The sequence below is a fragment of the Bradyrhizobium sp. BR 10261 genome (assembly GCF_019455395.1).
Lineage (GTDB): Bacteria > Pseudomonadota > Alphaproteobacteria > Rhizobiales > Xanthobacteraceae > Bradyrhizobium > Bradyrhizobium manausense.
The window spans coordinates 72,928-87,220 of the sequence record NZ_JACOFQ010000016.1; the positions used below are offsets into that span (position 1 = coordinate 72,928).

Here is a 14,293-nt window from a genome sequence, read left to right on the forward strand (position 1 = left end):
ATGCGCCTGAAAGAGTCTTGATGCTGCTCGTCGTCGAACAGTTCCTGAACGGATTGCAGTTCGGCCTGCTGCTCTTCCTGCTCGCCGCCGGCCTGACGCTGGTGTTCGGGATCATGGATCTCGTCAACCTCGCGCACGGCTCGCTCTACATGATGGGCGCCTATTTCGCCGCGACCTTCGCGGCCTGGACCGGCAGCTTCCTGCTCGGCGCGCTGCTGGCGCTCGGTGCCACGCTGGTGCTCGGCATTGTGCTCGAAATGAGCGCGCTGCGGCATCTCTACGGGCGCGACCATCTCGACCATGTGCTCGCGACCTTCGGCCTGATCCTGTTCTTCAACGAGGCCGTGCGCTTGATCTGGGGACCGGCTGGCCTGGCGCTACCACTGCCGGCCTGGCTCACCGTGCCGGTGCCGATCCTGCCCGGCATTCACTATCCGGCTTACCGCCTCGCCATCATCTTTGTCGCGCTGCTGGTGGCGCTGCTGCTCTATCTCGGCGTGATGCGCACCCGCATCGGCATGCTGATACGCGCCGGCGCCTCCAACCGCGAGATGATCGGAGCGCTCGGCATCAACATCAAGTTGCTCTACACGCTGGTGTTCGGTCTCGGCGCCGCGCTCGCCGGCCTCGCCGGCCTGATGCAGGCGCCGATCCTCACCGTGCAGATCGGCATGGGCGAGAACATCCTGATCCTCGCCTTCGTCATCATCGTGATCGGCGGCATAGGCTCGATCCGCGGCGCGTTCCTCGCTGCGATCTTCGTCGGCATGATCGACACGCTCGGCCGTGCCTTCTTGCCCAATCTGCTGCGGCAGGTGTTGAGCGGCGCCGCCGCCTCCACTGCCGCGCCTGCGCTGTCCTCCATGCTGATCTATCTCCTGATGGCAATCGTGCTGGTGGTGCGGCCGGAGGGGCTGTTTCCGGCCAACCGTCGATGAAGGGTTTGAGCGTGAGCAAGGCCGTCACGGCCCTGATGCTGGCAGGCCTCGTGCTGCTGCCACTCTATTCGTACCTGTCCGGCAACATCTTCATCCTGACGCTGTTCACGCGCATCGTCATCCTGGCGCTGGCGGCCGCGAGCCTCAACCTGATCATGGGCTTTGGCGGCATGATGAGCTTCGGTCACGCCGCCTATCTCGGCATCGGCGGCTATGCCGTCGGCATGCTTGCCCAGGAAGGTATTGGAAGCGGCTTCATCCAGTTTCCGGTCGCGCTAGCGGCCTCCGCGATCTACGCCCTGGTGATCGGTGCGCTCTCGCTTCGCACCCGCGGCGTCTATTTCATCATGATCACGCTGGCCTTCGCGCAGATGGCCTATTACGTCGCCTCGGGGCTGGCGCGCTACGGCGGCGACGATGGCCTCACCGTCTACAAGCGCAGCGATTTCTCCGGCCTGATCAACCTGTCGAACCGCACGCAGTTCTATTACCTCTGTCTCGCCTGCCTGCTGGCCGTGATCTTCCTGATCTGGCGCATCGTCAATTCCCGCTTCGGCCTCGTCGTGCAGGGCCTGCGCTCCAACGAGCAGCGCATGCAGGCGATCGGCTTTCCGGCCAAACGTTACCAGCTGGTCTGCTTCGTCATATCAGGGACGATGTGCGGCCTCGCCGGCGCGCTGCTCGCCAACAACACCGATTTCGTCAGCCCGGCCGTGATGTACTGGACCCGGTCCGGCGATCTCATGGTGATGGTGATCCTTGGCGGCATGGGCACGCTGTTCGGACCCGTCATGGGCGCGGTGGTCTATCTGCTGCTGGAAGAGTTCCTGTCGCAGATCACCGAATATTGGGCGCTGATCATGGGCCCGCTGCTGCTATTGATCGTGCTGTTCGGCCGCGGCGGCATCATGGGCCTGCTCGGGAGGATCGGCCGTGGCTGAACCGCTGCTCCGCGTCGAAAAGCTGGTGCGCCGCTTCGGCGGCATCGTTGCGACCGATCACGTCTCGCTCGATGTCGCGGCGGGCGAGCTGCACGCCATCATCGGCCCGAACGGCGCCGGCAAGACCACGCTGATCAGCCAGCTCACCGGGCATCTCGCACCGCATGCCGGCAGCGTCTCGCTTGCGGGTCGCGACATCACCTATCTGCCGGCCTATCGTCGCTGCGCGCTGGGACTCGCACGCTCCTTCCAGATCACCTCGCTGCTGCTCGACTTCACCGCTGCCGACAATGTCGCGCTCGCCGCGCAGGCGCATGCCGGCACCTCGTTCCGTTTCTTCGCCAATGCGCGGAAGGAGAAAGGCCTGCGCGATGCCGCGCATGCCGCGCTCGACCGCGTTGGCCTCGCCCACCGCGCCGATGTCCTGGTGTCGAAGCTCAGCCATGGCGAGCGGCGCCAGATCGAGCTTGCGGTTGCGCTCGCCAGCAAGCCGAAATTGCTGCTGCTCGACGAGCCCATGGCCGGACTTGGCGTCACCGAATCCCAGGGCATGGTGAGGTTGCTCCAGGAGCTGCGCAAAGAAGTCTCGATCGTGCTGGTCGAGCACGACATGCCGGCGGTGTTCGCGCTCGCCGACCGCATTTCGGTGCTGGTCTACGGCCGCGTCATCGCCTCCGGCGATCCCGACGCGATCCGCGCCAATGAAGACGTCAAGCGCGCCTACCTCGGTGAGGCGCATGTGGTGACGCGCCATGGCTGAAGAAACGATGGCTGACACGCTGCTCGACGTCGACGGCATTGAGACCTGCTACGGTCTCAGCCAGGTGCTGTTCGGCCTGTCGCTCTCGATCAAGTCAGGCGAGATGGTCTCGCTGATGGGCCGCAACGGCATGGGCAAGACCACCACCATTCGCTCCATCATGGGGTTGACGCCGGCGCGATCAGGCGCGATCCGCTTTGCGGGCACTGACGTGCGGACTCAGCCGTCCTATCGGATCGCCAAGCTCGGCGTCGGGCTGGTCCCCGAGGGACGCCAGATCTTCCCGAACCTTACCGTCCGCGAAAATCTGGTCGCGGCCGCGGCTGATCGCTTTGGCAGCGCCAACCCCTGGACGCTCGCCGCGATCTACGTCCTGTTCCCGCGCCTTGCCGAGCGCGCCAGCAATATGGGCAACCAGCTCTCCGGCGGTGAGCAGCAGATGCTGGCCATCGGCCGTGCGCTGATGACCAACCCAAAGCTCCTGATCCTGGACGAAGCGACCGAAGGACTCGCGCCCCTGATCCGTGACGAGATCTGGAATTGCCTGTCGATGCTGAAGAGCCGGGGCCAGTCGATCCTGGTCGTCGACAAGAACATCGACCACCTCGCCCGCATCTGCGACCGCCATTACATCATTGAACGCGGCAAGACGGTGTGGAGCGGCACGTCGGACCAGCTGATGGCCGAGCCGGATTTGCAGCATAGGTATTTGGGGATTTGAGGTGAGGGGCGCGACGCTGGAGCGCCTCCCTCGGCGTCGTCCTGGCGAAAGCCAGGACCCATACCGCGTGATCTATCAATTGCCCGCGGTATCAGTCTCGAACGACCAGTCTTCGTCAAAGCTCGTCTTGGGTAATGGGTCCTGGCCTTCGCCAGGACGACATTGGCTCTCACCAATAGATCCCATGTCGGTGCAACTCGCGGATCACACGCGCTTCAGTGGACGGCTCTCGGTGCTTCGGCTTGGTTTCGGCAATCGGCTGTGAAGCCGTGGCGGCTGGCGTAGTCGCGGCTTGCGAGGGGGCGGCCGGCGGAGCTGATGCGGGCGAAGTCGTCGCCGTCTGCACAGTTGCGGGCGGCGTCGCCGTCGGAGCCTGTGTCGCCTGCTGCGGAGCGGTCGTTGCCGGCTGTTCGGTCACCGCGCTCGCATTGGTCGCCGCCAGGCTCAGGCTCCGCGAACCGCCGGCATAAGCCTGGCTCGCCAACAGCGACAATGTCGCAATCAGGATCAGCTTGCGCATGGAAATCCCCTTCATTTGGTCAATCCGTCTGACCTGGTTTAGCGCGATCAGCGGGCGAGGCGGTGCGTGCCGATCTCGAGCAGGGTGGTCCGGCAGGACAGGCGATAGATCAGACTGATCAATTGACCCAACATGATCGAACTCCATTGTTGATCATGAGGGTCGAGGATAGACCTCGCACTTTTCCAGGGATTTTCGCGGCGTCTGGAAAACGGCTTCGTTGGGGCGCGGAGTGATGTCGTCGGAACGGCCGGGATGAAGTCGCCTCACAGAGCCGTGAGGTGGTTCTGCCTCAAAACATCTCGAAATATTCGCGGTGCTCCCAGTCGGTCACCTCGGCCAGGAAGCGATCGATCTCGGCGTTCTTGATGTGGGTGTAATAGTCGACGAACTCGGCGCCGAATTTTTCGCGGAAGAACGGGTCGTCCTTTAGCGCCGAGACCGCATCGCGCAAGGATTTTGGCAAGAGCGGCGCCTCGGTCTCGTAGGGCGTGTCGGCGGACGGGCCGGGATTGAGCTTGCGGTCGACCCCGTCGAGGCCCGCGAGGATCTGCGCGGCCATGTAGAGATAGGGATTGGCGGCGGGCTCGCCGACGCGGTTTTCCAGCCGCGTGGCGGCATCGCCAGGGCCGCCGAGCACGCGGATCATCACGCCTCTGTTGTCGCGACCCCAGATCGCGCGGTCCGGCGCCAGCGAATAGGATCGATAGCGCTTGTAGCCGTTGATCGTCGGCGTCGTGAACACGGTCGCGGCGCGGGCGTGATCGAGCAGGCCGCCGAGATAGTAGCGGCCGAACTCGCTGAGCGGCTGGCCGGCTTCCTTGGCCATGAACAGATTGTCGCCGTTCGCGCGCGAGACGATCGATTGATGCAGGTGCCAGCCGCTGGCGAACAGGTTCGGCAGTTTTGGCCGGCACATGAAAGTGGCGTGATAACCATGGCGGCGCGCGATCTGCTTCACGGCCGAGCGAAACAGCACCATGTTGTCGGCGGGTTCGAGCCCCTCCCTGGGTGCGAAGGTGAACTCGCACTGGCTCGGCCCGAATTCGACCTCGACGGAGCGCAAGGGCAGTCCGAGCGCGACGATGTCGCGTCGTAAAATCTCCAGTACCGGCTCCATCTGATCGAAACGCTGCTCGGTGAGGTACTGGTAGCCGTGGGAGAGCAGGCTGACGGAGGGCGGCGTACCCGGCTGGCCCGCGTCCTCCGCACGCATATGCGGATCATCGAGCTTGAAGATGTGGAATTCGACCTCGAGGCCCGCGACGAAATCGTGGCCGCGGCTGCCGAGCTCGTCGAGCACCCGCTTGTAGAGCCCGCGGGTCGCGAACGGCACCGGACGGCCGTCGTTGAAATAGAGGTCGCAGAGAACCCAGCCGGTGGTCGGAGCCCACGGCAAGACGCGAAACGTGGTGGGATCGGCGACCATCAGCACGTCGGCCGCGCCTTCCATCTCCTTCATGCCGAAGCCGCCGCCCGACGTGAACACCGGAAACACCGTGCGGTGGGAAGTGTCCTTGGCGAGCATGGTGGTGGTGATCGAACAGCCGCTCTCCAGCGATCCGATCGCTTCAGTGGCGATGATGGTCTTGCCGCGCAAGATGCCGTGCTGGTCCGGGAAGGCGAGGCGGATGACTTCGAGATTCCTCTCCTCGACGATGCGACGCATCCGCGCCGCGGCGTCCTTCTGCTCATCCGACCACAGCGCGTGACGCGCGATGAAAGTCACTTGGCCACTCCATCAACGCCGTAGGGTGGGCAAAGCGGAGCGTGCCCACGATCTCTGTCTACCACGGAAAATTGGCGGGCACGGCGCTTTGCGCCTTTGCCCTCCCTACGGCAGCGGCGCCCGAACATCACTCCGCCGCCGTCAGCCGATGCACCTTGCTTTCGATCTCCTTCGGCACCGGAGCGGCCCACGGCGCGCCGCGGCGGCGCTTGACGTCGATTTCCATCCAATAGGTCTCCCAGCCCCGCGTCGGGCCGATGCCGTCCATGGTCGCCGGGCCCTGGATGCTGCGCGCATTGGCCTCGTCCAGAAACAGCATTGGCTTCTCGCCGCCCGCAACCTTCTCGATCTCCTGCCGCAGCAGGCGGCGATACTGCACGATCGCCTTGTCGCTCGAGCCGAGATGCTCCTTGGTGCGGTCCTGGATCGCACCCATCGACTCCACGGCCCATTGGTCGTGGACGTTGATGTCGTTGCCCATGCCGGTATAGGTCGCGGTCTGCTGCTCGTGCGGATCGAAACCGTAGTCGTTGCTGCGGTTCTTGCGCGAGACGTAGTCCGGCAGCTCGTAGAGCTCGAGCCGCTGCTCGCGCATCTTCTGCTTGTCGACCGGGTTCGTGTAGCTGGTGAAGATCGCGTACCAATAGCAGTTCTCGTCATCGACAGGCACGTGCCACTGCGTGATCGTCATCTCCGTGCTCATGGGAATGACGAAGCCGTGCGGAAAGAGCTGGTTGGTGACGCGCACATGGGTGCGCTCCTCGTCGATCTCGCGCAACGCGATCAGCCGCAATCCGTATTCGGTGTGCTCGACATTGATGATCGGGCGGTCGTATTCGCGCAGGATTTTTGTCATTGGCAGGTCGCTTCCCGCAGAAGCGCCGCGGAACTGCTTGCCGTAGGCCGTGGACGTGTCCTCGTCCTCGAAGAAGCGATGCAGATAGGAGGCGTGCGCGGGATCGATGCCGACCTCCAGCGCCTGCAGCCAGTTGCAGGCCATGTGGCCCTTGAATGCGAAGGTGTGCGTGCCGGGCGCGACGAAGCAGTCGATCTCCGGAAAAGCCGGCGGGGTGCCTTCGCCGAGATAGGCCCAGAGGATGCCGCTCTTCTCCACCACGGGATAGGAGCGCTGGCGGATGTTCTGGCAGAGCTTTGAATCTTTCGGCTCCGCTGGCGTCTCGATGCACTGGCCTGATGCGTCGAACAGCCAGCCATGGAAGGCGCAGCGCAGGCCGCCATGCTCGAGTCGTCCGAAGGCGAGGTCGGCGCCGCGATGGGCGCAGTGGCGATCGATCAGGCCGTAGCGTCCGGTCTCGTCGCGAAACAGCACCAGGTTTTCGCCAAGCAATCTCACGGGACGGATCGGCCGCGCACCGTCGAGCTCATCGACCAGCGCCGCCGGCTGCCAGTAGCTCCGCATCAGTCTGCCGCAGGGGTCCTTCGGACCGGTGCGGGTGATCAGGTCGTTCTGCTCCTGGCTCATCATGGCGGTCGCGTCCTTTTTCCGGAGGTGCGTTGTGTTCGCCTATTGAACGAATGGGCGAATTATGACATGCCTTGGATTGGCAGCAAGCACTATTTTGCAGATGAGCCCACCCGATGCCCAAGCTGAAGCGGAGCGAGACTGACGAGCGTCCGACGGATTTCGTCGAAGCCCTCGATCGCGGCCTGCGCCTGCTGCAATGTTTCGGCGCCAATGCGGGTCCGATGACGCTGAGTGATCTCGCCCGTGCCGCCGAGCTGCCGCGCGCCACGGCGCGGCGCATGCTGTTCACGCTCCAGCGCGGCGGCTTTGTCAGCGGCGACGGAAAGCTGTTCTCGCTGACGCCGCATGTGTTGACCCTGGCGGCGTCGTACTTGCGCTCCAACCAGCTAGTCGCGGTGCTGCAACCGGTGCTCGATCGCGTCGCGACCGCGGCCAACGAAATCTCCTCGCTCGCGGTGCTCGATGGCGATGACGTCGTGTTCATCGCGCGCAGCAGCCCGGCGCGGATGTTTTCGGGTGGGCTGGAAATCGGCTACCGCCTGCCGGCGTTCTGCACCTCGGTCGGCCGCGCCATGCTCGGTCAGCGCGACGATGCAGATCTGCTGGAGCGCCTCAAGGCGATGAAGCGCGAGGCGCTGACGCCGCAGACGCTAACGGACCCGAAGACGCTGCTTGCGCGCATCGCCGCCGATCGCGCGCAGGGCTATTCGCTGGTCGACCGCGAGGCCGAACCACATTTCCGCTCGATCTCGGTGCCGGTGCGCCGCTACGACGACGTCATCGTCGCCGCCATCAACATGGGCGCCCACGTCGATCGCGTGCCGGTGCAGGAACTGATCGACCGCTTCCTGCCGCTGCTGCGCGAGGGCGCGGAGTCGGTGCGCACGCAATTGCTGTAGGTTTGTAGGGTTAGCCAAAGGCGTACCGCTTCTGTCTCCGCAGAGGTCAAAGTGGCGGGTTACGCTTCGCTAACCCACCCTCCTCAGCTATAATGCGCCCCATCCAAGATCAGGGAGCACGCCATGCAACACTCCATGGTTCCCAGTGATCGCGTGCAGCACGTCGCCGTCTATGGTTGTGACGGAACCAAGCTCGGCACGATCGAGCGGTTGATGCTCGACAAGGTGAGCGGAACGGTGGCCTACGCCGTGATCAAGACCGGCGGACTGCTCGGCACGCATCACCATTATCCCTTGCAGTGGAGCGCACTGAAATATGATCCGGGCCGTCAGGCCTTCCAGGTCGATCTGACGCCGGAGCAATTGAGCAGCGGCCCCTGCGAGTTCGATGGCGAGGAGTTCGATTGGGGCGACCGCTCGCGGCCCTACCAGCATCCGAACTACTGGTCGATCTAAGTCGTGCTAGTCCTCGTAGCCCGGATGGAGCGCAGCGAAATCCGGGATCTCACGGCAGGCGAGACTTCCCGGATTGCGCTGCGCTCCATCCGGTCTACGGCGTCGCTACCGGTTGCGCATCCAGTCGGCGAGGCCGGATATCGCCTTGTCGAGGTCCTGCCGTGCGGCGGCGTCGGTGACAGTCTCCTCCATCGCGCCGCGCATGCAGAGCATCCACGCGTCACGTTCGGCATCGCCGATGGCAAAGCCGAGATGCCGCTGCCGCAGCCGCGGATGGCCCTTCTCGGGGGAATAGAGCTTTGGGCCGCCGGTCCATTCGATCAGATAGCGCTTCAGCACGCCCCGGATCAGGCCGAGATCGTCCGCATGCATGGCGCGGATGATCTTCGCCTGCGGCAGCGCGTCCATGCGGTCATAGAAGCGGTCGACGAGGGCGTTGATCGTGGCACTACCGCCGATCCGCTCGAACATCGTGGTGGTGACGTGGCTGGAGGTCATTACTACAGCGCCACGCTCCGCAGCCCGAAGCTGCGGGCTTCGTTCTGCAGCACCGGCTGTACCGCGTCGATCAGCCGCGCAGCCGCGGCATCGACGGAAAGGCCTGCGGTATCGACCACGGCCGTCGCGCGCGCATAGAGCGGCTCGCGGCTGAGCAGGATGTTGCGCAGCTCGGCCATGGCGGAGCGATCGTCCGCCATCGGGCGCAGATCGCCCTGGCGGCGCACGCGCGCCATGTGCTCTTCGGGCTCGGCCTTCAGCCAGATGGTGTAGAACGAGGTCAGGATCTGGTCGAAGGTCAAAGGCTCGGAGACGATGCCGCCGCCGGTCGCCAGCACCATCAGCTCGTTGCGCGCGAGCAGCTGCTGCAACGCTGCCTGCTCCATGCGTCTAAAACCTTCCTGGCCATAGAGCGCGATGATCTCGGCAACCGAGAGGCCGTTCTGCTGCTCGACCTCCTTGTTGAGCTCGACAAAGCTCCAGCCGATCTTCTTCGCCAGCATGCGTCCGAGCGTCGATTTTCCTGCGCCGCGGAGGCCAATCAGCGCGATACCGCAAAACGGCGCGCGGCGCGGCGCTGACGCGCTGCCTCCCGTGAGCAGATCCTTGGCTTGCCCAATCTGTGCCGGCGTCGCCTTACGCAAGAGGTCGCGAAACATCTGCCAGTCCGGCGTCGGATCGGCACTGGGAAGCAGGTCTTCGAGATGCGCGCCCATCGCGTCGGAGACGCGGCGGAGCAGCACGATCGAGACATTGCCCTTGCCGCTCTCGAGCTGCGCGATGTAGCGCTCCGAAATTCCTGATACCTTGGCGAGCACTTTTCGCGACATGCCGCGCAGCGCGCGCATGGTGCGCACGCGCTGGCCGAGCTGTTCGAGAAAGCGGGATTCGGCGTCGGGACTGTCGGTCATGAGCCTTCTTTACAGGTGTCCTGCGGCGCGTTTTAATGAAACATAGTGCCTGCTGGCATTGACAGCAAGCCAGCACAGTGTCTTTCTATGAATTATAATTCAAAATTCGGGGGAGACGACCGTGAGCGAGGGATCCTACAACGCGGTGACCTGGCTGCTCGACCGTAACGTTGAGGAAGGCAGGGGCAACAAGCTCGCCTTCGACGACACCGTTTCGCAGCTTACCTACGGCGAGCTCCAGCAGCAGACCCGCCGCGCCGCCAACATGCTGCGCCGGCTCGGCGTCCGCCGCGAGGAGCGCGTGGCGATGATCATGCTGGATACGGTCGATTTCCCGATCGTGTTTCTGGGCGCGATCCGCGCCGGCATCGTGCCGGTGCCGCTGAATACGCTGCTGACCGCGGATCAATATGCCTACATCCTCGCCGATTGCCGCGCCCGCGTGCTGTTCGTCTCGGAGGCGCTCTATCCCGTCATCAAGGACGTGGTCGGTCGCATGCCTGATCTCGAGCATGTCGTCGTCTCCGGGGCCAAGCAGAACGGCCACAAGCAACTCGCGGAAGAGATCGCAGGTGAGAGCGATCAGTTCGCCACCGCTGCGACGCATCCGGATGAGCCCGCGTTCTGGCTCTATTCGTCCGGCTCGACCGGCATGCCCAAGGGCGTGCGCCACATCCATTCCAATCTGCAGGCGACGGCGGATACCTACGCCAAGCAGGTGCTCGGCATCCGCGAGAGCGACGTTTGCCTGTCCGCGGCAAAACTGTTCTTCGCCTATGGCCTCGGCAATGCACTGACCTTCCCGATGTCGGTCGGCGCAAGCGTGATCCTCAACAGCGAGCGTCCGACGCCGGCGCGCATGTTCGACCTGATGAACCGCTACAACCCGTCGATCTTCTACGGCGTGCCGACGCTGTTTGCTGCGATGTTGAACGACGAGGTGATGAAGAGCGAGCGGGGCGGCAAGTCCTTGCGCATCTGCACCTCCGCCGGCGAGGCGCTGCCGGAATCCGTCGGCAACAGTTGGAAGTCTCGTTTCGGCGTCGACATTCTCGACGGTGTCGGCTCGACCGAGCTCTTGCACATCTTCCTCTCGAACGCGCCCGGCGACATCAAGTACGGCTCCTCAGGCAAGCCGGTGCCGGGTTACGCAGTGCGGCTGGTCAACGAGGCCGGCCAGGATGTCGCCGACGGTGAGGTCGGCGAACTCCTGGTCGATGCGCCCTCGGCCGGCGAGGGTTACTGGAATCAGCGCCACAAGAGCCGGCGCACATTTGAAGGCCCGTGGACACGTACCGGCGACAAATATGTTCGCGACGCCGAGGGCCGCTACACTTTCTGCGGTCGCGCCGACGACATGTTCAAGGTCTCCGGCATCTGGGTCTCGCCTTTCGAGGTCGAGAGCGCCCTGATCACGCATCCGGCCGTGCTGGAGGCCGCCGTGGTGCCCGAGGCCGATCCGGAAGGCCTGTTGAAGCCGAAGGCCTTCGTCGTGCTGCGCCCGGGTGCGAAGACGAGCGACTTGCAGGAGATGCTGAAGGAGCACGTCAAGCAGAAGATCGGCCCGTGGAAATATCCGCGCTGGATCGACGTCGTGGACTCGCTGCCGAAGACCGCGACGGGGAAGATCCAGCGATTCAAGCTGCGGGAAGGGGCGAATTAGTCGACGAGGAACGATAGTTCGTCAGGGCCGGGCTTGACCCGGCCATCCACGTGCCACCGCGAATGAGGAAAGACGTGGATGCCCGGGTCAAGCCCGGGCATGCCGACGGAGAGAAAGAGACGCCACATGACCCAACTCAAACCCACCGGCTTCCTCAGCATCGATGGCGCCAGCCTCGAATATAAATGGCTCGCGCCGCAAGTTGCGGATGCACCCACCATCGTCATGCTGCACGAAGGCCTCGGCTCGGTCGGCCTCTGGGGCGATTTCCCCGAAAAACTTCAGCAAGCCACCGGCGCGGGCATCTTCGCCTATTCGCGCGCGGGCTATGGACAGTCGTCTCGGGTCGCGCTGCCACGTCCGCTCGACTACATGCAGCGCGAGGCGCTGGACGTGCTGCCAAAGCTGCTCGACATGATCGGCTTCAGGCGCGGCCTCCTGCTCGGCCATTCCGATGGTGCCTCGATCGCCACCATCTATGCCGGTTCACATCAGGATCATCGCCTGCAAGGCATCGCACTGATCGCGCCGCACTTCATCGTCGAAGACATCTCGGTCAAATCCATCGCCGCGATCAAGACGATGTATGAGACCACGGACCTCAGGTCAAAGCTCGCGCGCTGGCACAAGGACGTCGACAACGCCTTCCATGGCTGGAACGGCGCCTGGCTCGACCCGAAATTCCGCGACTGGGACATCTCGGAATATCTGGCCTACATCCGCGTGCCGGTCATGGTGGTGCAAGGCGCGGATGACCAATACGGGACGCTGCGCCAGGTCGAGATCGCGCAGGAGGAGTGTTACTGCCCGGTCGACCTGAAAATCATTCCGGGTGTCGGGCATTCGCCGCATCGTGAAGCGCCGGGGGTGACGCTGGAGGCGATCGAGCAATTCGCAAAGGCCGCCCTGCGCGATGATTGCGGGCTTCAAGCGGCATGATCCCCGGGGGCCTTTGCAAGTTGTCGTCAGGATGAAGCAAAGTGCATATATGGCCCAGATTCGGGCTGGACGTATGAACGAAGATGCACTATTGTGCATCTAACGCTAAAACCAGGACGAGCTCAAGGGTGGCCCATGGCCGGGGAAGAACGGCGCCTCGCAGGCGGCGCGACATTCATCGATTTCCAGACCGAACCTTCCCGCTACAAGCATTGGAAGCTGGCGGTCGACGGTGACGTGGCGACGCTCACCATGGATGTCGACGAGAACGGCGGCCTGTTCGAGGGCTATTTGCTCAAGCTCAATTCCTACGATCTCGGCGTCGACATCGAGCTCGCCGACGCCGTGCAGCGGCTGCGCTTCGAGCATCCCGAGGTGAAGGTCGTGGTGATGCGCTCGGCCAAGAACCGCGTGTTCTGCGCCGGCGCCAACATTCGCATGCTGGCGGGCTCGACCCATGCCCACAAGGTGAACTTCTGCAAGTTCACCAACGAAACCCGCAATGGCATGGAAGATTCCTCGGAGAATTCCGGCCAGCGCTTCATCACCGTGGTGAACGGCTCGGCCGCCGGCGGCGGCTATGAGCTGGCGCTCGCGACCGACCACATCATCCTCGCCGACGACGGCGCCTCGGCCGTGGCGCTGCCCGAGGTGCCGCTGCTTGCGGTGCTGCCGGGCACCGGCGGCCTCACCCGCGTTGTCGACAAGCGCAAGGTGCGCCGCGACCACGCCGATTTCTTCTGCACCATCGAGGAAGGGGTGAAGGGCAAGCGCGCCGTGCAATGGCGCCTCGTCGACGAGATCGCGCCGAACTCCAAGCTCGAGGCCAGGATCGCCGAGCGTGCCAGGGAGTTTGCGGCGGCCTCGAAGCGCGCCGGCAGCGGCAAGGGCATCGTGCTGACGCCGCTCAAGCGCGTCATCGACGAGACCAGCATTCGATATGGTTTTGTCACGGTCGACATCGACCGCGCCGCGCGCATCGCCACCGTCTCGATCAAGGCGCCGGAGGCCGCGCCGCCTGCCGACATCGATGCCATGATGGCGCAGGGCGCCTCGTTCTGGCCGCTGCAAGTCGCGCGCGAGCTCGACGATGCCATCCTGCACCTGCGCATCAACGAGCTCGAGACCGCGATGCTCGTGTTCAAGAGCCACGGCGACCGTGCCCATGTGCTCGCGTCCGACGCCTTCCTCGAAGCCAACAAGGCGCACTGGCTGGTCAACGAGATCAGGCACTACTGGAAGCGCGTGCTCAAGCGCGTCGACGTCACCTCGCGCACGCTGGTGACGCTGGTCGAGCCGGGGTCCTGCTTTGCCGGCACGCTCGCGGAGCTCGTCTTCGCCGCCGACCGCTCCTACATGCTGATCGGCACGCGCCAGGGCGACAATCAGCCGCCGCCGTCGATCGAATTGTCGGCGATGAATTTCGGTCCCTATCCGATGAGCCACGGCCTGACGCGGCTGGAGTCGCGCTTCCAGGCTGATCCGGCTGACGTCGAGCGTGCCGAAGCCACCCTCGGCACTGCGCTTGACGCCGAGCAGGCCGAAGAGCTCGGTCTCGTCACTTTCGCGCTCGACGACATCGACTGGGACGACGAGGTTCGTGTGTTCCTGGAGGAGCGCGCCAGCTTCTCGCCCGACAGCCTCACCGGCATGGAAGCCAGCCTGCGCTTCGTCGGACCCGAGACCATGGAATCGAAGATCTTCGCCCGCCTCACCGCCTGGCAGAACTGGATCTTCCAGCGCCCCAACGCCGTCGGCGAGGAAGGCGCGCTGCGCCGCTATGGCAGCGGCCAGAAGCCGAAATTCGATATGACGCGGGTTTAAGGAGAGCA

The 14,293-nt window shown here is 64.2% G+C and carries 14 protein-coding genes; 9 read left to right on the plus strand and 5 right to left on the minus strand.

Going from position 1 to position 14,293, the window contains the following annotated elements; genetic code table 11:
• The first annotated feature begins 20 nt into the window (after positions 1-20).
• Genes HYH07_RS19900 through HYH07_RS19915 form a run of 4 tightly spaced genes read left to right on the plus strand, consistent with a single transcriptional unit; the run spans position 21 to position 3,360 of the window.
• The gene (locus HYH07_RS19900; RefSeq protein WP_220004087.1) at positions 21-938 is read left to right on the plus strand and encodes a branched-chain amino acid ABC transporter permease; all 918 of its coding nucleotides are present in this window, start codon (positions 21-23) and stop codon (positions 936-938) included.
• On the plus strand, positions 935-1,879 hold the full coding sequence (locus HYH07_RS19905; protein ID WP_220004088.1) for a branched-chain amino acid ABC transporter permease: 945 nt from the start codon (positions 935-937) through the stop codon (positions 1,877-1,879). Before HYH07_RS19900 ends, HYH07_RS19905 begins: the two co-directional genes overlap by 4 nt.
• Entirely contained in the window at positions 1,872-2,639 is a 768-nt protein-coding gene (locus HYH07_RS19910; RefSeq protein ID WP_220004089.1) for an ABC transporter ATP-binding protein, read from the plus strand. Before HYH07_RS19905 ends, HYH07_RS19910 begins: the two co-directional genes overlap by 8 nt.
• Complete coding sequence (locus tag HYH07_RS19915; protein ID WP_228749663.1) at positions 2,632-3,360, plus strand: ABC transporter ATP-binding protein; 729 nt, start codon at positions 2,632-2,634, stop codon at positions 3,358-3,360. The genes HYH07_RS19910 and HYH07_RS19915 overlap by 8 nt, the downstream gene beginning before the upstream one ends.
• Positions 3,361-3,529: 169 nt before the next feature.
• On the opposite strand, the gene HYH07_RS19920 is transcribed toward HYH07_RS19915, so the two are convergent.
• From HYH07_RS19920 to HYH07_RS19930, 3 genes are all read right to left on the minus strand, one after another.
• A complete protein-coding gene (locus HYH07_RS19920; RefSeq protein WP_312016686.1) occupies positions 3,530-3,895 on the minus strand; it encodes a hypothetical protein in 366 nt (121 codons plus the stop codon).
• 277 nt (positions 3,896-4,172) lie between these two features.
• Positions 4,173-5,609 carry a glutamine synthetase family protein gene (locus tag HYH07_RS19925; RefSeq protein WP_220004090.1) on the minus strand — a complete coding sequence of 479 codons (1,437 nt, stop codon included), beginning with the start codon at positions 5,607-5,609 and terminating at the stop codon, positions 4,173-4,175.
• A gap of 127 nt (positions 5,610-5,736) precedes the next feature.
• Entirely contained in the window at positions 5,737-7,095 is a 1,359-nt protein-coding gene (locus HYH07_RS19930; protein ID WP_220004091.1) for an aromatic ring-hydroxylating dioxygenase subunit alpha, read from the minus strand.
• 113 nt (positions 7,096-7,208) lie between these two features.
• On the opposite strand from HYH07_RS19930, the gene HYH07_RS19935 reads away from it, so the two are divergent.
• A complete protein-coding gene (locus HYH07_RS19935) occupies positions 7,209-7,994 on the plus strand; it encodes an IclR family transcriptional regulator C-terminal domain-containing protein (RefSeq protein ID WP_220004092.1) in 786 nt (261 codons plus the stop codon).
• A gap of 123 nt (positions 7,995-8,117) precedes the next feature.
• Positions 8,118-8,450, plus strand: coding sequence for a PRC-barrel domain-containing protein (locus HYH07_RS19940; protein ID WP_220004093.1), 333 nt, complete (start codon positions 8,118-8,120; stop codon positions 8,448-8,450).
• A 105-nt stretch (positions 8,451-8,555) separates the two neighbouring features.
• On the opposite strand, the gene HYH07_RS19945 is transcribed toward HYH07_RS19940, so the two are convergent.
• Both HYH07_RS19945 and HYH07_RS19950 read right to left on the minus strand, forming a co-directional pair.
• Complete coding sequence (locus HYH07_RS19945; protein WP_220004094.1) at positions 8,556-8,948, minus strand: group II truncated hemoglobin; 393 nt, start codon at positions 8,946-8,948, stop codon at positions 8,556-8,558.
• 2 nt (positions 8,949-8,950) lie between these two features.
• Complete coding sequence (locus HYH07_RS19950; protein WP_220004095.1) at positions 8,951-9,859, minus strand: helix-turn-helix transcriptional regulator; 909 nt, start codon at positions 9,857-9,859, stop codon at positions 8,951-8,953.
• 121 nt (positions 9,860-9,980) lie between these two features.
• On the opposite strand from HYH07_RS19950, the gene HYH07_RS19955 reads away from it, so the two are divergent.
• The 3 genes from HYH07_RS19955 to boxC all read left to right on the plus strand — a co-directional run bounded on the left by HYH07_RS19955 (position 9,981) and on the right by boxC (position 14,285).
• Positions 9,981-11,522, plus strand: a complete 1,542-nt coding sequence (locus tag HYH07_RS19955; protein ID WP_220004096.1) for a benzoate-CoA ligase family protein — start codon at positions 9,981-9,983, stop codon at positions 11,520-11,522.
• Positions 11,523-11,648: 126 nt separating this feature from the next.
• A complete protein-coding gene (locus HYH07_RS19960) occupies positions 11,649-12,461 on the plus strand; it encodes an alpha/beta fold hydrolase (protein ID WP_220004097.1) in 813 nt (270 codons plus the stop codon).
• A gap of 135 nt (positions 12,462-12,596) precedes the next feature.
• Complete coding sequence (boxC, locus tag HYH07_RS19965) at positions 12,597-14,285, plus strand: 2,3-epoxybenzoyl-CoA dihydrolase (RefSeq protein ID WP_220004098.1); 1,689 nt, start codon at positions 12,597-12,599, stop codon at positions 14,283-14,285.
• Positions 14,286-14,293 lie beyond the last annotated feature (8 nt).

Excerpts from the sequence above, each read along its gene's own strand:
- HYH07_RS19960 (WP_220004097.1), top strand. The coding sequence starts at position 11,649 with ATGACCCAACTCAAACCCACCGGCTTCCTCAGCATCGATGGCGCCAGC.
- HYH07_RS19900 (WP_220004087.1), top strand. The coding sequence starts at position 21 with ATGCTGCTCGTCGTCGAACAGTTCCTGAACGGATTGCAGTTCGGCCTG.
- HYH07_RS19930 (WP_220004091.1), bottom strand. The coding sequence starts at position 7,095 with ATGATGAGCCAGGAGCAGAACGACCTGATCACCCGCACCGGTCCGAAG.
- HYH07_RS19950 (WP_220004095.1), bottom strand. The coding sequence starts at position 9,859 with ATGACCGACAGTCCCGACGCCGAATCCCGCTTTCTCGAACAGCTCGGC.
- boxC (WP_220004098.1), top strand. The coding sequence starts at position 12,597 with ATGGCCGGGGAAGAACGGCGCCTCGCAGGCGGCGCGACATTCATCGAT.
- HYH07_RS19945 (WP_220004094.1), bottom strand. The coding sequence starts at position 8,948 with ATGACCTCCAGCCACGTCACCACCACGATGTTCGAGCGGATCGGCGGT.
- HYH07_RS19920 (WP_312016686.1), bottom strand. The coding sequence starts at position 3,895 with ATGAAGGGGATTTCCATGCGCAAGCTGATCCTGATTGCGACATTGTCG.
- HYH07_RS19935 (WP_220004092.1), top strand. The coding sequence starts at position 7,209 with ATGCCCAAGCTGAAGCGGAGCGAGACTGACGAGCGTCCGACGGATTTC.
- HYH07_RS19915 (WP_228749663.1), top strand. The coding sequence starts at position 2,632 with ATGGCTGAAGAAACGATGGCTGACACGCTGCTCGACGTCGACGGCATT.
- HYH07_RS19940 (WP_220004093.1), top strand. The coding sequence starts at position 8,118 with ATGCAACACTCCATGGTTCCCAGTGATCGCGTGCAGCACGTCGCCGTC.
- HYH07_RS19905 (WP_220004088.1), top strand. The coding sequence starts at position 935 with ATGAAGGGTTTGAGCGTGAGCAAGGCCGTCACGGCCCTGATGCTGGCA.